Genomic DNA, 18147 nt, shown 5'->3' with positions numbered 1-18147 from the left:
CCTGGGCAGTAGCCAAAGTTCGCTACAACCCGTTCGACGTCTCTTACTTTCCTGCAACCCAGCCCAGTACTCTTTCAGGTGAAAGGGGCTGTCATTAATTTTTAGCGTCAAGGAAATAAGAAAATGGCTGAACGTCAGAGCGGTACCGTCAAGTGGTTTAACGACGAGAAAGGGTTTGGTTTTATCACTCCAGAAAGCGGTGCGGACCTGTTCGTGCATTTCCGCGCTATCCAAGGCAACGGCTTCAAGAGCCTGAAAGAAGGCCAGAAAGTGACCTTCATCGCTGTGCAGGGCCAAAAAGGCATGCAGGCTGACGAAGTACAAGCAGAAGGCTGATCCTTACTGCGACAAAAAGCCTCTGGTGGTGACATCAGAGGCTTTTTTATGTGCGTTTGTCCGTAAAATGGCTTTTTTCCTCCAGAGAGCCGAGCCATGTCGAAACACCTGCTGAGCCCCCAAGGCGAATTCCCCGCCGTTGGCCTGGGCCGTCGTCTGGCAGCGATGTTCTATGACTTCCTGTTATGTACCGCCCTGCTGATCGTCACTGCCTTCCTCTATAAGCTGGTGTGGATCGCCTTTGTGGGTGAAGCAAAAATGCGCACGCTCTCGGAATCCGGCGCGCTGGACGGTGATCCGCTGCTGTCGACGATTCTGTTTTTTGTACTGTTTGGTTTCTTTGCCAAGTTCTGGACCCATTCCGGGCAGACGTTGGGTATGCAAGTGTGGGGCGTACGCGTGCAGAACGCGGACGGCTCGCGCATCAGCCTGTGGCAGGCGCTGTTGCGTTTTGTGGTGTCGATTGCATCGTGGTTATGCGCAGGGTTGGGGTTTATCTGGTCGCTGGTGGACAAGAAACAGCGGGCTTGGCATGACATCTATTCCGACACGCAGCTGGTGCGGATCCCGAAGAAAAAGAAATAGCCCCAGGCCAATGAGATCCAAATGTGGGAGCGGGCTTGCCCGCGATAACGGTGTGTCAGTCACTACATGTGCAGACTGATCCACCGCTATCGCGGCGATGCGGCGACCCGACAAGCCCGCTCCCACATTTTTTCTGCATCTGCCGTGGATCAGGCGTTGCCCGCCAGCTTCAGGCGTGCCGCCTGGGTAAAGTCCAGCATGCGCTTGAGCGGGCGCACGGCATGGGGGATCAACGAGGGTTCGACAAAGATCTCGTTGCTGCCTTCACGCAGGCATTGCAACGTGCGCTCCAGGGTATTCATCGCCATCCACGGGCAGTGCGCGCAACTGCGGCACGCCGCGCCGTTACCGGCGGTTGGCGCTTCGACAAACACCTTGTCCGGACACAGCTGCTGCATCTTGTAGAAAATGCCACGGTCGGTGGCGACGATAAACGTCTTGTTCGGCAAGCGCTGCGCCGCCGCGATCAACTGGCTGGTGGACCCCACGGCGTCGGCCAACTCGATGACCGAGGTCGGTGACTCCGGGTGCACCAGGATCGCGGCATCCGGGTACAGCGCCTTCATGTCTTCCAACTGCTTGGACTTGAACTCTTCGTGGACGATGCAGGCACCGTCCCACAGCAGCATGTCGGCACCGGTCTGGCGCTGGATATAGGTGCCCAGGTGCTTGTCCGGGCCCCAGATAATGGTCTCGCCGTTATCCATCAGGCTTTCGACGATTTCCAGGGCGCAACTGGAGGTCACCACCCAGTCGGCCCGGGCCTTGACCGCCGCCGACGTGTTGGCATACACCACCACGGTGCGCTCCGGATGCTGGTCGCAGAACGCCGAGAACTCTTCCACCGGGCAGCCAAGATCCAGGGAGCACGTGGCTTCCAGGGTGGGCATCAGGATGCGTTTGTCAGGGGTGAGGATTTTCGCCGTCTCGCCCATGAAGCGCACGCCAGCGACCAGCACGGTCTTGGCTGGGTGGGCAGCGCCGAAGCGGGCCATTTCCAGGGAGTCGGAAACACAACCGCCGGTTTCTTCGGCCAGGGCCTGAATCACCGGGTCGCAGTAAAAGTGCGCCACCAGCACCGCGTCTTGAGCCTTTAGCTCGGCAGCAATGGCAGAACGTAAGCTTGCCTCTTGCTCGGCACTGAGCACCTTGGGTTGCTTGGCATCGAGGTGGGCTTGGACCAGAAGGCGTTCGGAAATTTGCGTCATGTTCGCAAGACCTGCAGGCGCAGTTGCGCGAAAGTCGAGTGTACCACCGGCTCTGGAGCCCTTCGGGCGCCGCCGGACGAAGTGATTGTGTTCATCAAGCACGGGTTAAAGTGAAGCTGCGCAAGGCTACAGAATATCGATTGGATTCAAAAGCCTAATCTGGGATTGGCGGTGCCATGGAAAAGACCCACTTGCGCCAGTTGTGAAGAAACCTCGACAAAGGGTAGCATTGAGAATAATTACCATTAGCTCATCCAGGCGCTGAACCTGATGACGGAGTGCGCTCGCGGCATGCCTCAATCTCCTGATCCTTCCGATGTCGGCTGGCTCTATCAAGAGCACCACGGCTGGGTGCGCGCCTGGCTGCACAAGAAACTGGGCAATACCAGCGACGCCGCCGAGTTGGCCCACGATGTGTTCGTGCGGCTGCTGGTCAAACCCAGAGCCTTCAATAGCGAGGGGCACGCACGGGCGTACCTGAGTGCGATTTCCCGACATGTGTGCGTAGACTTCTGGCGGCGCCAGCGGGTCGAACGGGCCTGGCTGGAGGTATTGGCCAGCCGCCCCGAACACTGCATGCCGTCGGAAGAACACCGGGCCATGGTGCTGGAGGCCCTGCAGCAGGTGCAGGCAATGCTCGAGCGCCTGCCGCGCAACGTCGCCCAGGCCTTTATGCTCGCGCAACTGCAAGGCCTGAGTTACCAGGCCATCGCCGATCAATTGGGCGTCAGCGCCCGCACCGTCACCCATTACATGTCCCAGGCCATGTTCCAGTGCCTGTTGCTGGAAGCGGAACTGGACGAGGCGTTGAGCTGATCGATGCCGGCCCCCATACCTGACCATCAAACCCTGCAGGAAGCCGCCGACTGGTTCGCCCGTCTGAGCAGCGAGCCGCACAACCTGGCGCAGCAGCACGCCTGGCAGCAATGGCTCGACCGCAGTGATAGCCATCGCCAGGCCTGGCGCTATGTGGAACGGGTCAGCCAGCGCTTCGCCCCGTTGCAGGACGACAGGGAGACGGCCAGCCGCACATTGCAGGCCCTGCATCACACCCCCACTTCGCGACGCCAGGTGCTGCGCACCCTGTCGGTCATCAGCGGCGGGCTGTTGCTGGGTGGGCTTGCCTGGCGCCACGCGGCACTGACCGAACAGCTCCTGGCCTGGCAGGCAGGTTATCGCACAAGCACCGGGGAAATCCTCGAACGGACCCTGGCCGACGGCTCGCGTATCTGGCTCAACAGCGCCACCGCGCTGGATGTTGCGCTAAGCACCTCACAACGCAGCCTGCGCTTGTACGAAGGTGAAGTCCTGATCGCGACCGGAAGCGACCCGCGCCCATTTATCGTGCACACCGCCCAAGGCAGCCTGTCACCCCTGGGTACCAGGTTCAGCGTGCGCGAACGGGCTGCGCGCACCCAGCTCAATGTCTATGAGGGGGCGGTGCAGGTTCGTTGCGCCGCAAGCCATCACACCCGCGTGGCCAAGGCCGGCGAAGGGCTGTCATTCGACAGCCACGGCACCACGCCTCCCGAGCCTGTGCAACCCGGGCGCGAGTCATGGAGCAAAGGGATCCTGCTGGCGCAAGACATGCCATTGCCACAGTTTATCGAGGAGCTGGCCGACTACCGTCGCGGGCACCTGGGGCTCGACCCTGGCCTCGCACACCTGCGAGTCATGGGCACGTTCCCGTTGCACGATACCGATCAGGTCCTGGCCATGCTTGAAGGCGTATTGCCGATTCGCATGGAGCAGACGTTTCCTGGCTGGACCACCGTGAAGCCGCGCTAGATATTTTTATACCGGCACTTCCTGATTTTCATTCTCATTCGATTTAGCTAGTGACGATGGCTTGATGCCACCCCCAAAAGGATCCCAAGATGTCACTACGCCCCCATTCCCCGCTGCACGTATTGGCCTATTCGGTGGCTATCACCCTGAGCAGCCTCAGCCCTGCCGCCTGGGCCGAAGACCAGCATTACCAGATTGCCGCCGGGCCACTGGCCAGCCAACTGAACCTGCTCTCGGCCCAGGCCGGGATTTACCTTGCGGGAGATGCCACCCTTACCAACGGCAAAACCAGCCAGGCCATCAACGGTACATTTTCCGTCGACCAGGCATTGCAATTGCTGCTGGCCGACACCGGCCTGATCGCCGTGCCCGTAGGCGAAGGTCGTTATCAGTTACAGGCGGCCCCAACCTCCTCCTCCGCCCTGGAGTTGAGTAGCACCACCATTTCCGGCAAGGCGCCGGGGTCCACCAGTGAAGGTAATGGCTCCTACACCGCCTACTCCTCCAGCAGTTCTACGCGGCTCAACCTGACCCAGAAAGAAACCCCACAGTCGGTCACGGTGATCACCCGCCAACGCCTGGACGATCAGAAACTCAACAGCCTCACCGATGTACTTGAAGCCAGCCCCGGGATCGCCGTGACCCGCGCCGGCCTGGGGACCGAGAATGACAGCTACTGGTCCCGTGGTTTCCAGATCCAGAACTTCGAGATCGACGGCGTCCCCACCTCGACCCGCATGGACAACTACACCCAGAGCACGGCCATGTACGACCGCGTGGAAATCGTGCGCGGCGCCACCGGTCTTATCAGCGGCATGGGCAACCCCTCGGCGACCATCAACCTGATTCGCAAACGCCCCACGGCCCAAGCCCAGGCGAGCATCACCGCCGAAGCCGGTAGCTGGGACCGCTATGGCACCGGTGTCGATGTCTCCGGGCCACTGACCGAGACCGGCAACATCCGCGGGCGCCTGGTGCTGGACTACAAGACCGAGCAGGCCTGGGTCGATCGCTTCAAGCAGGATTCACAACTGATCTACGGCATCACCGAGTTCGACCTCAGCGACGCCACCCTGCTGACTGCCGGCTTCAGCTACCAGAAGACCCAGGTGGATGCGCCCCTGCGCGGCGGCTACCAGACGCTGTTCAGCGATGGCCAGAAAACCCACATGAAGCGCTCCCTCAACAGTGCGCCGAACTGGTCGTATAACGACCATGACCAGACCAACTACTTCACTTCCATCGAACACCAGTTCGATAACGGCTGGAGCGGCAAGATCGAATACGGTCACACCGAGAACAAGTTCGACGAGTTCTTTTCGTTCACCATCGGCAGTCTCGACCAGGCCACCGGCTCCGGCGCCTCGTTGTTGCCGGTGCGCTGGTCAGGCACGCCGCGCCAGGACAGCCTCGACGCCTACTTCACCGGGCCGTTTTCCGCGTTCGGTCGCGAACATGAGCTGATCACCGGCATCACTGCCACCGATTACGAGGAACACACCCCCAACTACAACGACTGGCTGTGGGACTACGGCTTCAAGGTGCCGGACTACCGCACCTGGAACGGTGACTCGCCCAAGCCCGCTACGCCAGTGGTGGGTAAAGGCAGCATCCGCGAGAAACAATACGCCGCCTACCTCACGTCGCGCCTACACCTGACCGACGACTTGAGCCTGATCCTCGGCGGGCGGCTGACCGACTGGAAGCGCGATACCAACACCCTGCTGTATGGCGCCGGAACCAGTTCGGTCAAGGAACGGGAAACCGGCGTGTTCATTCCGTACACCGGGGTGGTCTACGACCTGGACCACAACTGGTCGCTGTATGCCAGCTACACCAAGATCTTCAACCCGCAAGCCTCCTACGTGCGCGACATCAACCGCGGCGCGCTGCCACCCCTGGAGGGCAAGGGTTATGAAGTCGGGATCAAGGGCAGTTTCTACGATGAGCAACTGAACGCCAGCCTGGCGCTATTTCGGCTTGAGCAAGACAACCTGGCGGTGTGGCAGTCCGACACCCAGGCCTATCGCATCGAACAAAGCGCCAAGACCCAAGGCGTCGAACTGGAAATGAACGGCGAGCTGGGCGAAGGCTGGCAGGCGTCGGCCGGCTATGCCTACAGCGTCACCACCGATGCCGATGACAAGCGCATCGTCACCGCGCTGCCGCGCCATATGCTCAAGACCTTCACCTCCTATCGCCTGCCAGGCATGCTCGACAAAGTCACTGTCGGCGGTGGCGTGAACTGGCAGACCAAGACCGGCGAGGACTTGCACTATTACCACCAGGGCAGCTATGCCATCGCCAACCTGATGGCCCGCTACGATATCTCGAAAAACCTCAGTGCCACGGTCAACCTCAACAACGTCTTTGACCGCGAGTACTACGCCCGGGTGTACTCAGAAGGGGTGTATGGCGCGCCGCGCAACTTCATGACCAGCCTCAAGTACAACTTCTGAAGCAGGCTGTGCTAGCGCGCGGGTACGTTACCCATCTCGGTCGCCAGGTCCAGCCAGGCCCGCGCTGCAGGCGGCAAATGAGCATTACGCCGCCAGGTCAGGGCGATATGCCAGTCGGTCTGGGGCTCATCCAGGGATATCAGGGCAATGCCGGCATGCAGGTGCTTGTAGGCCAGCATGCGCGGCAGGAAGGCGACTCCCAGGCCCGCGCCGACCAGGTCGACGATAAAGTCGATCTGGGCACTGCGCACCGAAACCTTCGGCGATACGCCCCGCCGCTCGCAGGCGGAAAGGATGATGCGGTTCAGGGCAAATCCAGCTTCGAACAGTATGAACGGCGAGTCGGACAAGTCGGAAAAATCCACACTGTCGCGCCCGGCCAATGGATGGCTGCTGGGCAGGACCACCATCAATGGCTCGACGCGCACGTCCTGATACTCAAACTCGCCCTCCACCGGCACCAGTAGCGCGGCTACATCCACCTCCCCCGCTTGCAGGCACTCAGCCAGCTTCTTGCTGCCATGCTCGATCAGCTCGATCTCGATCTGCGGATAACGCTGGCGGTACACCGCAAACATCGCCGCAAACAGTTCACCACTGCCCACCGGCGGCAAGCCAATACGCAGCACGCCGCGCTTGAGCCCCAGCAGGTCATTGATCTCGGCCACCAGGTCACTGCGCTCGGCAAGCAACACCAGAGCGCGACGGTAGGCAATTTCACCCGCGGCTGTCAGTTCGTTCTTGTGGCCGATGCGGCTGAACAACGGTGTGCCTAACTCCTCTTCCAGGGTCTTGACCGCTTTGCTGACACTCGATTGCGTGAGCGAAACCATCTCGGCCGCTTGTGAGAAACTGCCTTGGCGCACCACTTCGACAAAGGCTCGCAGCGTTCGCAGATTCATGACTATTCCATTTGCGACTTGAATGAAGTTGGAAAAGTTGTTTTTACCATGAAAGGCCTTTGACTATCCTCCACCCACCGTTTTCTTTATTCCGGGGCCTCACTGTTCATGATCATTTCGTCTGCATCGGATTACCGCGAAGCCGCACGTCGCAAACTGCCGCGTTTCCTGTTCGACTACATTGACGGTGGCGCGTACGCCGAGCACACCCTCAAGGCCAACAGTTCGGACCTGGCAGACATCAGCCTGCGCCAGCGCGTCCTGCGCAACGTCGAGAGCCTGAGCCTGGAAACCACCCTGTTCGACCAACCGCTGGCGATGCCGGTGGTCATGAGCCCGGTGGGCCTGACCGGCATGTTTGCCCGGCGCGGGGAAGTGCAGGTGGCCAACGCGGCGGCCAATAAAGGCATTCCTTTTTGCCTGTCGACCGTGTCGGTGTGCCCCATCGAGGAAGTAGCGTCGCAGACTGCGCAGTCGATCTGGTTTCAACTGTATGTGTTGAAAGACCGTGGCTTCATGAAAAACGCCCTGGAGCGTGCGCAAGCCGCCGGGGTGAAAACCCTGGTGTTCACCGTCGACATGCCCACCCCCGGCGCCCGCTACCGCGATGCCCACTCCGGCATGTCCGGCCCGTACGCCGCCCAGCGACGCATGTTGCAGGCAGTGACCAAACCGGCCTGGGCGTTTGATGTGGGGCTGATGGGGCGCCCGCACGACCTGGGCAACATCTCCAAATACCTCGGCAAGCCGACCCACCTTGAAGACTACATCGGCTGGCTGGCCACCAACTTCGACCCCTCCATCAGTTGGAAAGACCTGGAGTGGATCCGCGAATTCTGGAAAGGCCCGATGATCATCAAGGGCATCCTCGACCCACAGGACGCCAAGGATGCGGTGAGCTTCGGCGCCGACGGCATCGTCGTGTCCAACCACGGCGGTCGCCAACTCGATGGCGTGCTGTCCACCGCCAAGGCCCTGCCCGAGATCGCCCAGGCGGTCGGCAGCGACCTTACGGTGCTGGTGGACTCCGGGGTGCGTTCGGGGCTGGACGTGGTGCGCATGCTCGCCCTCGGCGCCCGGGGCGTATTGCTGGGACGAGCGCCTGCCTACGCTTTGGCCGCTGATGGCCAGCGCGGTGTAGAGAATTTGCTGGAGATCTTTGCCAAGGAAATGCACGTGGCCATGACCCTGACCGGGGTTACGTCGATTGCGCAGATCGATGAGTCAATCCTGGTGCGCGGGCAGATCTGACCCGCCAGCGTCAGGCTTCGCTGATCTTGCTGACACTGGTGATCTGCCCATTCCAGACCATCTCGTAATGGGCGGCCTGGACAATCGACGACACCGGCCTGGGCGTCAGCAACGCCCAGCAGTGATCGCCCTCTGAGCGCACCGACAGGTAACGAAGGCCGGGACAACCGGCCTTCTTCAGCGCGCGCCCCAAGCGCTGGGCGTGGCTGTAGTCGTCAGGGTCATAGATCGGGTCGCGCATCGGCACCGCCGTCGCATCCTTCATGGCGTCGCCAGCAAAGCTGCACGACAGCCCGCGAAAGACAAAGCGCTCATAGTTAAGGCCGTGGACCCCGGACCAATACTGGTTCTGGTGATGACGCACCTCTGCCAGCGCCGTTTCAATGGTGGCCGCCAGGTACAGCACGCCAAAATCCCCAGCGCTGAAACGCGATCCGGCCGGATTGACGTGGGTGAACGGCGCAATCGCGTAGGAACATCCCACAATTCCGAAGGGGATTTCCCTACGGGGTATCAGCTCGATACGACCGAGCTCATTGCCCAGCCGCGGGTTGGTCAGGGCCTGGATCTGATAAAGCGCCTCAAATTCGTCGGCATCCGCCACATCGTCAAACAACGCAATCGGCGGGAATTTGGAATTGACCAGGCGATAGGCCTGCAACGGCCCGCTGGGCAAATCGCCCAACTGGCTCACCGTCACCATTGCGCACCGCGCAGCACATCGATACGGCGGAAGGTTTCATATAGGGAAATCATGTCGCCCTGGGCCATGATCTCCAGGGGTGAGCGCCCGTTGAAGAAGCTGTTGTGGTTGGCCATTGCAGGGAAGCCGTACACATTCTCGGGGTTATCGAACACCATGCGCAGCGTGGCATGGATGTTCAGCACAAAGCTGATGCGCTGCATCTGGTCGGAATCCAGGCTCACGGACCACGCGGCCTCGCGCTGCCGGGCGCGGGTGTAAGTGCTGCGCGAAATACGCAGGATGCGGCAGGCCTGGTCGCTGCTGGCCTGCCATTTTTCCAGGATGCTCACGGCCGCCCGGAGTCCGGCGACACATTGCTCCCGGGTAAACGGCTGTGCTTGCAGGGCTAGGCTCATGGTTGCCACCTCAGAATAAATCTACAGACTCAAATATAGACAAATAGAATCTGTAGATCAAATCCGTGCAACATCAGCCGTTACAACCAAAGGGCACAGTGCCAGAGTCGAATTATTTCGAATCGCACTTTACCGTTTGATGGGTGAGAATAGTTCCCGTCTACCTCTTCCCGTGTCTATTTGTATATGAGCCCCCAAGAAATGGAATTCAACGCGCCTTCTCCCTCCCGCTGGCTACTGGCCTTGTTCGGTGCGAGCCTGCTGTCACTGGCCGGTTGCCAGAGCCAAACGCCAGAGCAGGCGGCGGCCTCGGCGGCGGCACAGGTGCAACAAAAGGACGAAAAATTCATCCATACCTTCACCACGATACTGCGCAGCTACGCCCTGGCCGCCAATGAAAACGAGCTGACGGGGGTGATGAACATGATCATGACCGTCGACGCGCAGAACCACGTCGTGGACTGTTCGGCCAAACGCGGGACCCTGCTGCCCAACGAGGGCCAGAACAACCTGCGCCAGGCCAAGCTGGCCAAACTGGTGACTGAACTGTGCTGGACCACCCTCTTTCCCGAGGTCTCGCCCAAGGTCTTCGCCAACGCCAAGGACACCCAGGTGATTGTCGCGCCCATGGTGTTCACCCCTCTGATGGGGCTTTCGGATGAACAGCAACAACTGCAGAAAACACGAATCGACCTGTATAGGCAGATACGTTTTTTCCGTGAACAGCTGTTTGTCGGGCATGACATCCAGAGTATTGGCGTCGCCAGCTTCCACCTCATCGCCGATGCGCAAGGCAAAGTGAATGAGTGCATGGTCAACCTGAATCAGAGCCCGTACCGCTCACAGGGCTTCAAGGTAGATAGCGCGTTGCAGCAACGCCTTGTCACGCAGTGCAAACTGCTGGACCTGCGAAAGATGCCGGGGTTTGCCAACTACCCCAAGGGCCTGCCCATGGGGTATGTGCAGGTGGACTACAGCCCGTGGATGAATGGGCATGAGCAGCCTTGAGCCTAACGCTGGTGCGGGGCTCTCGGGGTTTCACATCAGCAAGCCCAAACACCTCCCACGAACTTATAACGTCACCCAACATTATTCATAACAATTATAAAAAACATCAAACATCTCATGAAACCTGTCAACTATGACAGTAGACACATCCCAAAAACCCAGAGCATAGTTTCATGTGGGGAAACGCACATCTAGAGGAATCATAAAATGAAAAGCTCAATCATTGGATTTCTTCTAGCATTTGCAGTTCTGCTTCAAATGCAAGCAGCCAATGCTGAAGACAACAACACATGTAAAAATGCCTGGCAGAGTAGCCCTGCCTATCAGTCCTGCAGCAAGGGAGACACTGTGCCGGTGGGAAACGCCGGCGTCATTCAAGTAGTGCGACTCAACGCCGAGGGCGCTTGCTGGATTACCGCAAGCTGTCGTATGGCCAACGGTGGAGATTTCATAACCTCCTTCAATGGCCCCGCAGCGGAGGTAAAAACCATAAATAACTGTAATGGAACTTTAAAGGCGTCGTCGTGCTAGTTGTCTAGTGACGCGGTATTAAAATGCGACATCAATTCTGATCTTGCACACCTGCCAAGTAAGTACAACTGCACAGTTTACTTACTTGGCATAACCTCTACTGTTCTGAAAAAGCGGACCCGGCTGGGTTTACCTGGCGACAGCTACAAATAATGGCTTGGGTGTTGTATCCGCAGTCGAAGACGGTGCTGCTAGTCGATGCGAATGTCGTGTCACCCTTCAGGCGAGCCATCGAGCCCGCGCTTTTGTCCCAGGCAAAAAAAAACCCGGAAATCCTCACTTGCGTGGGCCTTCCGGATTTTCTAAACCGCCAAAAATGGTGGGTCGTGTGGGATTCGAACCTACGACCAATTGGTTAAAAGACACTTGGTTTTTAGGCCTCCGAACCATCGTCGAACGGCTTTAGATCCACTCGATTTTCAATGCAGTCTCTAATGAACCTACATTAGAGGCTACAAACCATGATGATCACTGCGGTCGTATCGACCAAAGGCGGCGTAGGAAAAACCACCATTGAGGCCAATCTTGGCGCTTTTTGCGCGGACGCTGGCCTTCGCACCCTCCTAATCGACCTAGACCCCGCTCAGCCTTCACTCTCCTCGTATTACCAATTGGTCGAGGAAGCCCAAGGCGGCATCTATGACCTGCTCGCCTTCAATATCACCGACTCCGTCAAGATCATATCCAGCACCACGATCCCAAACCTGTCGCTCATTATCTCAAACGACATAAATAACCAATTGAACAGCTTGCTTCTGCAAGCTCCCGACGGACGGTTACGCCTTGCCAACCTGATGCCGGCATTTGAAGAGCATTTTGACTTGGTGCTGATTGACACCCAAGGTGCCAGATCGGCCATGTTGGAGATGGTAGTCCTAGCATCCGACCTGGTCATATCCCCTCTTCTTCCCAACATGCTCGCCGCACGCGAATTTAGCCGTGGAACCATGCAGATGTTGGACGGACTACGCGCCTACGGGCGCTTGGGCATGAAAATCCCTCCCGTCAAGATCGTCACAAACAACCTCGACCAAACGACTGACGCGCAAATGATCGAGCAGTCAGTACGGGAAATATTTCAGGACAATGACGAAATCAGCGTCCTGGACAGCATCATTCCTACTGCTGTGGTGTTTCGTAGCGCCGCATCTCTAGGCGTCCCGGCACACCGCCTGGAATACCGGCAGCCTTCGAACCGCAAATCCCCTGCCGCCCTTGTCGTCATCCGCCAATTGGCCGTTGAACTCTTTCCAGAGTGGAGCGATCGCTTCAAGGCCATGACTGAGGAAAAGGTAGCCAAGTTGGTGAGGGAGGATCGTTGAAATGGCGAAGCCCTCCATCACCGATGCCCGCAGTATTACTGCTGATGTCATTCTCGACGTTGGCAAATATTACAGCGCTCAGCAGTTGCGCAGCTTGCAAGCCAAGCTAAGTGGAACCGCACGAGAAATCCACTCCCTGACAAGCGGTAGCCACTTACCGGGTCGAATTGGCGCTCATTTGAGCTTTGAACAGCGTCAGCTTTTGGAGGACGCTGCGAAGCTTATTGAGTCCGTAAACACGAACATAAAACACGCGAAGGAAAAGCGTAGTCGTGTTGAGGATCAAGCCAAACGCCGTCAACAAGCTCGAAACGCCGAAGCCAAGCGTTTGGTGGCTGAAACATATCTAGAACCTTCTGTCACGGATCTGGAGCCTCTTCTAGATGTTCTTAAAACAGCGCTGACGCTTAATCGCGCTGATGTTTTCAGGAATGGTTACTCCCCTAGAGAATTCAATCTCAGGCTCCGTGATTACCTATCGCCTGCTCGAACTCGAAAGCTAATTGGCTGGACCAGCCCAAATGCTTTTTGGATAAACACGGTTCTCTCTGTGCGCAATGACGTTGTGCAGGCTATTGAGCAGGAGATTGCTTACGACGATGGCTCAAGTGTTCGGGATCGCCTTGATGCATTGAAACAGAAGGTTTCAGACTGTCTGGCCCGGGTTTATCTGTCTGCTGATGAAGAGGAGACCCTACGCCTTTGGTCTCAGGCCCTGTCCCAATTGGGGCCAAAGGAAGGTGACCAATGATGGACAAAGAGAAAGTCCTCAGCAAAGTTACCAAACTCTTGGCACTGGCCAGATCTCAAGGCGCAGCACCCAACGAGGTAGAAACGGCGCTTCGCCAAGCGCGTCACCTGATGAAGCAATACAACCTGGATCACATCGAAGTAGCTGCGCACTCGATTCAAGAAACCAGCATAGCGACCAAAACCCGCCGTGCACCTCAAGATTGGCTGCACTCACTGGCATGGATCTGTGCAGAGGCTTTTGACTGCAGCCACCTTGCCTATTTCAACCCCCTCTTGGGATGGTCATTCAAATTTCTTGGGAAAGGAATTGCTTCAGAGCTCGCCGCTCATACCTATTCAACACTCCACCACCAATTGGTCGCGGCCCGTCGCGCCCATGTTGCCCAGCAAAAGCGCTGTTTACCCAAAATGAAACGTCACCGCGGCAAATTATTTGCTGAGGGTTGGCTGAGTGCGGTCACCTCCAAAGTCACCCAGTTTGCGGGCGGCGTCGACAAAACCACTGAGCTGGAAATTCAAGCTTACCTGGATTGGCATCACCCGGCGATGAAGCTCGTCACCATCAAGCCCGCCGAAGCAAAGGGGCATGACACGCGGTCCCTGCACGCTGGATGGGAACAGGGGCAACACGCCAAACTGCACCGAGGTGTTGCTCAAGGTCCACAAAGAGCACTGGGCATTGGAGGCGGCAAATGATGACTCATTCACTGTCGCCTCTAGCGCTGGCTGCTTTAAAACGTGCACGTACCCAAATGGGGCTTGCTCAGCCTCATAAGCATCACATTTGGGTTGAGGCTGAGGAGCGCATACTCATTGCCCGCTATCCCCACGAGCGAACTCAAAACCTGGCAGACGAGCTAGGGCTCAGCGTTTTTCAGGTTTATGCCAAAGCAAAGCGACTTGGCATGAGCAAAAGCGACGAATTTCTTCGCAGCAATCTTTGTGGCCGACTTGACGGCACGCTCGGCGCTGCATACCGCTTCCCCAAGGGGTCGACTCCATGGAACAAGGGGCTCAAGGGGCTTCCATCCTCCGGTCGCATGGCAGAAACACAGTTCAAGGAAGGCGATAAGCCCGGAAACTGGCTTCCCCTTGGAAGTCTGCGCACAACCCCTGATGGCTATCAGCAGAAAAAGATCACCGATACCGGTTATCCACCCGTTGACTGGAAAGCCGTGCACGTCCTGCTTTGGGAAGAGCATCACGGCCCGGTCCCTATCAACCAGTGCGTCTGCTTCAAGGACGGTAACAAGTCCCACATCGTTCTCGAAAACCTTGAGCTGATTACACGGGCAGAACGTATGCGCCGCAACACCATTCATCGGTATCCGGAAGAGCTGAAATCTGTCATCCGCGCCGTCAGCAAACTTAAACGCACGATCCGGGAGGCCGAACATGAAAAACAAGATTGAAGATCTACGCAATCACCTGTTTGTCACCATCGAAAGCCTGCTCGATACGGAAAAGCCGATGGAAATTGGCCGTGCAAAAGCCATCGCTGAAGTTGCACAGGTGATGATCAACTCGGCCAAGGTCGAAGTGGATATGGTTAAGGCCTTGGGCGCGGGTAATGGCACCGGCTTTCTGCAAATTGAGCAGGGGCCACCGAAATGAACCACCTAGACCTCTCGCCGCCCCACTCCGTCGAAGCGGAACAAGGTGTTCTGGGCGGGCTTCTGCTCGACAACAACACCTGGGACCTGGTTGCTGACCGACTGGACGCCGAAGACTTTTACCGGCGAGACCACCGACTGCTTTTCAAAACCATAGAAACCTTAGCCAGCCAGTCCAAACCATTCGATATCGTCACTGTGCATGATGCATTGGAAGTGCCCGATGAAGCTGGTGGATTGGCTTATCTGGGTGAGTTGGCCAAAAACACACCGTCGGTAGCCAACATAGAGCATTACGCGTTCATCGTGCGTAATCGATCTCAGCTCAGGCAGCTCATGTCCCTGGGCTACCAATGCTCTCGCGAGGCCACGGACCCACTGGCCAATGCAACAGATGTTCAAGAGTCAATTGAACAACAGCTTTTCGCTTTAGGCGAGGGCAAGAAGGCATCCGAATTCGTCAACATCAATCAATGCCTGACGACAGTAGTTGAACAAATCGACGAGCATTTTAATGGCAACGTCACCGTAACCGGTGTGCCGTCGGGTCTGGACGATCTGGACGATATGACATCGGGCTTTCAAGAGGCAGACCTGATCATCCTCGGTGCACGTCCGTCGATGGGTAAAACCTCCCTGGCTTTGAACTTTGTAGATACTGCTCTCCAGGCAAAGCTGGAGCGCACGGTTCAGGTCTTCAGCATGGAGATGCCAGCCAAAGCACTGCTCTATCGGTTGATGGCCATCCTTGGTCATATCGATCTTGGGAAGTTATTGAAGGGCAAGCTCGATGACGATGATTGGCCGAAACTGACCGCTGCTGTTTCGCGCATCAACAGTTACGGTGAGCGGCTGGTCATTGACGACTCATCCAATCTTACGCCCGCTGCGATTAGGGCCAAATCCCGTCGCGCAGCCCGCCGCTTCGGCCATCCGAGCCTGATCCTGATTGATTACTTGCAGCTCATGCGCTGCCCGGGTCAGGAAAACAGGGCCAATGAAATCAGCGCTATTTCTCAGGCCCTTAAAGCCCTGGCCAAGGAAATGAACTGCCCAGTGGTAGCACTTTCCCAGCTCAATCGTGAACTGGAGCGCCGTCCCAACAAACGCCCGATCAACGCTGACTTGCGTGATAGCGGCGCCATTGAACAGGACGCAGACGTGATCATGTTCGTCTACCGGGATGAGGTCTATCACGCGCAGACCGAGCATAAGGGGATCGCTGAAATCATTATCGGCAAGGCTCGCAATGGACCTACCGGCACTGTTCGCACGGCGTTCATCCCGCACCAAACCCGCTTTGCAAACCTCAGTGCCAATAGTGGCTGGCAAGGAGCACACCTATGAGCACCCTCGCTCCGGTTTCCATCACCCATTGGTGCCGCAACTGCAATGCACACCATGCACTGCAGCAAGTCCGGCGCTGCGTACCGGCCCCAACTTCTCTCAATGGTGAAGTGGACGTTCTGATTTGCCCCAGTTGCAACAGCTACGACATCGAAGAGCTGCAGGAGGTGTCAGATGCACAGTAATACCGAGTTCTTTCCAAGTATTCAGGCCCGTGCAGGATTCGAAGCATCTGCCGTGGTTCATGCCCATAAAACTGGGGTCAACCCAGTTGAACTTGACTCGCTCGCCCAAGCCATTGGCCGTCTTGCTCGTGACCACAGCACCGTGGTTTCTGAAAGCATGCGGGGAGACCTACGAGAGTTTGAGAATCTTGGTTACATCGAGCTGGTCAACACCACCAGTGCAACGGTCACCGTTGAACTGCTCTGCGCAAGTGCCTTGCTCTCCAGCTATTTCTGGTCGGTTTGGGTACCTCGGCATCTGCTGAGTTGCTCGCTGAAAGTGGCCGTTATGTCTCACCTGCAGCACCCCGCGCAGGTTCAGCACTGCAGCGTGGTGTTCCGCGTGCCTGGCTCACGCGAGGCAACACGCCAGTTTCTGCATGAGCTCGGCACCAAGTTTCCTGGCGACCAGGCTGAAATCATCGCGATTCAGGCAGGCAACGTTCTGGCAGACAAGGACGCAGCGCTATGACGCCCAACCTCCTACGCGGAAAGCACGAAAGCCTTCGCCAACTGGTGGAGTTCGCCATGGCTAACGGCTGGACTGTCTCACGGACTCAAGGTGGCCACATCAAGTTCACCAAACCTGGCCTTGGATCAATTTACACCTCATCGACCGCCAGCGATCACCGCTCTGGGCTCAACGCTAAGGCTCGTCTTCGTCGTGCCGATCGAACTCAAACCCAACACACTCAGGAGGCAATCTAATGCCTATCCGTCATTGCATTGTTCATCTGATCGACAAAAAGCCAGACGGCACACCCGCTGTTCTCCACACACGCGACTCGGAACTGTCCGAATCAACCGCCATCGAGAACATGCTTGCCGACCTCAACGAGAGCTATAACGCCAAGCAAGGCAAGGCCTGGGGTTTCTTCCATGCCGAGTCTGGCGCGCACCCGTTCAGTGGCTGGTTGAAGGACTATTTTGACGGTCGCCAGGATTTCACAACGTTCAGCCACATCGCGGTAGAACACTTGCAGAAGCTGATGGAGGAATCCAGCCTCTCCACCGGCGGCCACGTGCTGTTTGCCCATTACCAACAAGGCATGACCGATTACCTGGCCATCGCCCTGCTTCACCACAGTGAAGGGGTGGTTGTGACCAACGAGCAGGATGTGACCACGTCGCACCACCTGGACCTTAGCCAATTGCACCTGGCGGCGCGTATTAACGTCTCCGAGTGGCAGAACAACAAACAGTCCAAGCAGTACATCTCCTACATCCAGGGCAAGAGCGGCAAGAAGGTCTCGGAGTACTTTCGCGACTTTATCGGATGCCTGGAAGGCGTCGACGGCCCAGGCGAAACCCGCACCTTGCTCAAGGCCTTCAGCGACTTCGTCGAAAGCGAAGACCTTCCGGACGAATCCGCACGCGAGAAAACCAAGACCTTGGTGGACTACGCAACCAGCCAGGCCAAGCTCGGCGAACCCATGGGGCTGGAAGAGCTGTCGGGTCTGATCGATGAAGATCGACCCAAAGCGTTCTACGACCACATCCGCAACAAGGACTACGGCCTGTCGCCGGAAATCCCGGCGGATAAACGCACCCTCAACCAATTCCGTCGTTTCACCGGCCGTGCCGAAGGCTTGTCCATCAGCTTTGAAGCGCACCTGCTGGGCGACAAGATCGAGTACGACGAGGCGTCAAGCACGTTAACCATCAAAGGCTTGCCTACTCAACTCAGTGACCAACTGAAACGTCGTTAAACACAAATCC

The 18147-nt window shown here is 57.6% G+C and carries 22 protein-coding genes; 18 read left to right on the top strand and 4 right to left on the bottom strand.

Annotation, left to right across the window (positions count from 1 at the left end; genetic code table 11):
* The first annotated feature begins 123 nt into the window (after positions 1-123).
* Both AC19YY_RS03345 and AC19YY_RS03340 read left to right on the top strand, forming a co-directional pair.
* A complete protein-coding gene (locus AC19YY_RS03345; RefSeq protein WP_004887993.1) occupies positions 124-336 on the top strand; it encodes a cold-shock protein in 213 nt (70 codons plus the stop codon).
* 96 nt (positions 337-432) lie between these two features.
* Positions 433-921 (top strand): RDD family protein, encoded by a 489-nt coding sequence (locus tag AC19YY_RS03340; RefSeq protein WP_029300279.1) that lies wholly within the window; start codon positions 433-435, stop codon positions 919-921.
* A gap of 149 nt (positions 922-1070) precedes the next feature.
* On the opposite strand, the gene nadA is transcribed toward AC19YY_RS03340, so the two are convergent.
* Positions 1071-2129, bottom strand: coding sequence for a quinolinate synthase NadA (nadA, locus tag AC19YY_RS03335; protein WP_500603853.1), 1059 nt, complete (start codon positions 2127-2129; stop codon positions 1071-1073).
* Between the two features lie 291 nt (positions 2130-2420).
* Here nadA and AC19YY_RS03330 point away from each other — a divergent pair, with 291 nt between their 5' ends.
* The 3 genes from AC19YY_RS03330 to AC19YY_RS03320 all read left to right on the top strand — a co-directional run bounded on the left by AC19YY_RS03330 (position 2421) and on the right by AC19YY_RS03320 (position 6376).
* Positions 2421-2945 carry a sigma-70 family RNA polymerase sigma factor gene (locus AC19YY_RS03330; RefSeq protein WP_170041902.1) on the top strand — a complete coding sequence of 175 codons (525 nt, stop codon included), beginning with the start codon at positions 2421-2423 and terminating at the stop codon, positions 2943-2945.
* 3 nt (positions 2946-2948) lie between these two features.
* Positions 2949-3917: a FecR domain-containing protein gene (locus AC19YY_RS03325; RefSeq protein WP_500603852.1), complete on the top strand. Its 969-nt coding sequence runs from the start codon at positions 2949-2951 to the stop codon at positions 3915-3917.
* 89 nt (positions 3918-4006) lie between these two features.
* Entirely contained in the window at positions 4007-6376 is a 2370-nt protein-coding gene (locus AC19YY_RS03320; protein WP_432754538.1) for a TonB-dependent siderophore receptor, read from the top strand.
* Positions 6377-6387: 11 nt separating this feature from the next.
* Here the strand turns inward: AC19YY_RS03320 and AC19YY_RS03315 are convergent, their stop codons facing one another.
* Entirely contained in the window at positions 6388-7278 is an 891-nt protein-coding gene (locus AC19YY_RS03315) for a LysR family transcriptional regulator (protein ID WP_169954675.1), read from the bottom strand.
* Positions 7279-7386: 108 nt separating this feature from the next.
* Between AC19YY_RS03315 and lldD the strand changes: the two genes are divergently transcribed.
* Positions 7387-8529: an FMN-dependent L-lactate dehydrogenase LldD gene (lldD, locus tag AC19YY_RS03310; RefSeq protein ID WP_500603851.1), complete on the top strand. Its 1143-nt coding sequence runs from the start codon at positions 7387-7389 to the stop codon at positions 8527-8529.
* A 10-nt stretch (positions 8530-8539) separates the two neighbouring features.
* Here the strand turns inward: lldD and AC19YY_RS03305 are convergent, their stop codons facing one another.
* Together AC19YY_RS03305 and AC19YY_RS03300 are read right to left on the bottom strand one after the other, a co-directional pair.
* A complete protein-coding gene (locus tag AC19YY_RS03305) occupies positions 8540-9232 on the bottom strand; it encodes an RES family NAD+ phosphorylase (RefSeq protein WP_500603850.1) in 693 nt (230 codons plus the stop codon).
* Positions 9226-9630 (bottom strand): antitoxin Xre-like helix-turn-helix domain-containing protein, encoded by a 405-nt coding sequence (locus tag AC19YY_RS03300; RefSeq protein WP_172311937.1) that lies wholly within the window; start codon positions 9628-9630, stop codon positions 9226-9228. The genes AC19YY_RS03305 and AC19YY_RS03300 overlap by 7 nt, the downstream gene beginning before the upstream one ends.
* Before the next feature lie 201 nt (positions 9631-9831).
* Between AC19YY_RS03300 and AC19YY_RS03295 the strand changes: the two genes are divergently transcribed.
* The 12 genes from AC19YY_RS03295 to yejK all read left to right on the top strand — a co-directional run bounded on the left by AC19YY_RS03295 (position 9832) and on the right by yejK (position 18137).
* A complete protein-coding gene (locus AC19YY_RS03295) occupies positions 9832-10638 on the top strand; it encodes a hypothetical protein (RefSeq protein WP_492633633.1) in 807 nt (268 codons plus the stop codon).
* 207 nt (positions 10639-10845) lie between these two features.
* Positions 10846-11169 carry a hypothetical protein gene (locus tag AC19YY_RS03290; RefSeq protein WP_170056854.1) on the top strand — a complete coding sequence of 108 codons (324 nt, stop codon included), beginning with the start codon at positions 10846-10848 and terminating at the stop codon, positions 11167-11169.
* A gap of 461 nt (positions 11170-11630) precedes the next feature.
* Positions 11631-12491 (top strand): ParA family protein, encoded by an 861-nt coding sequence (locus tag AC19YY_RS03285; protein ID WP_236362045.1) that lies wholly within the window; start codon positions 11631-11633, stop codon positions 12489-12491.
* Position 12492: 1 nt separating this feature from the next.
* Positions 12493-13242: a hypothetical protein gene (locus AC19YY_RS03280; protein ID WP_236362042.1), complete on the top strand. Its 750-nt coding sequence runs from the start codon at positions 12493-12495 to the stop codon at positions 13240-13242.
* Positions 13239-13940, top strand: a complete 702-nt coding sequence (locus tag AC19YY_RS03275; protein WP_236362041.1) for a DUF2786 domain-containing protein — start codon at positions 13239-13241, stop codon at positions 13938-13940. Before AC19YY_RS03280 ends, AC19YY_RS03275 begins: the two co-directional genes overlap by 4 nt.
* Positions 13937-14656, top strand: a complete 720-nt coding sequence (locus AC19YY_RS03270) for an HNH endonuclease signature motif containing protein (protein WP_236362039.1) — start codon at positions 13937-13939, stop codon at positions 14654-14656. The genes AC19YY_RS03275 and AC19YY_RS03270 overlap by 4 nt, the downstream gene beginning before the upstream one ends.
* On the top strand, positions 14640-14858 hold the full coding sequence (locus AC19YY_RS03265; RefSeq protein ID WP_236362037.1) for a hypothetical protein: 219 nt from the start codon (positions 14640-14642) through the stop codon (positions 14856-14858). The genes AC19YY_RS03270 and AC19YY_RS03265 overlap by 17 nt, the downstream gene beginning before the upstream one ends.
* Entirely contained in the window at positions 14855-16204 is a 1350-nt protein-coding gene (dnaB, locus tag AC19YY_RS03260) for a replicative DNA helicase (RefSeq protein ID WP_236362035.1), read from the top strand. The genes AC19YY_RS03265 and dnaB overlap by 4 nt, the downstream gene beginning before the upstream one ends.
* The gene (locus AC19YY_RS03255; protein WP_236362033.1) at positions 16201-16389 is read left to right on the top strand and encodes a hypothetical protein; all 189 of its coding nucleotides are present in this window, start codon (positions 16201-16203) and stop codon (positions 16387-16389) included. Before dnaB ends, AC19YY_RS03255 begins: the two co-directional genes overlap by 4 nt.
* Complete coding sequence (locus AC19YY_RS03250; RefSeq protein ID WP_236362030.1) at positions 16379-16900, top strand: hypothetical protein; 522 nt, start codon at positions 16379-16381, stop codon at positions 16898-16900. Before AC19YY_RS03255 ends, AC19YY_RS03250 begins: the two co-directional genes overlap by 11 nt.
* Complete coding sequence (locus AC19YY_RS03245) at positions 16897-17136, top strand: type II toxin-antitoxin system HicA family toxin (RefSeq protein ID WP_016971636.1); 240 nt, start codon at positions 16897-16899, stop codon at positions 17134-17136. Before AC19YY_RS03250 ends, AC19YY_RS03245 begins: the two co-directional genes overlap by 4 nt.
* On the top strand, positions 17136-18137 hold the full coding sequence (gene yejK, locus AC19YY_RS03240; RefSeq protein WP_236362027.1) for a nucleoid-associated protein YejK: 1002 nt from the start codon (positions 17136-17138) through the stop codon (positions 18135-18137). Before AC19YY_RS03245 ends, yejK begins: the two co-directional genes overlap by 1 nt.
* Positions 18138-18147 lie beyond the last annotated feature (10 nt).

It is taken from the genome of Pseudomonas sp. MF09156 (assembly GCF_059862305.1).
This window is presented reverse-complemented; position numbering and strand designations above follow the sequence as displayed.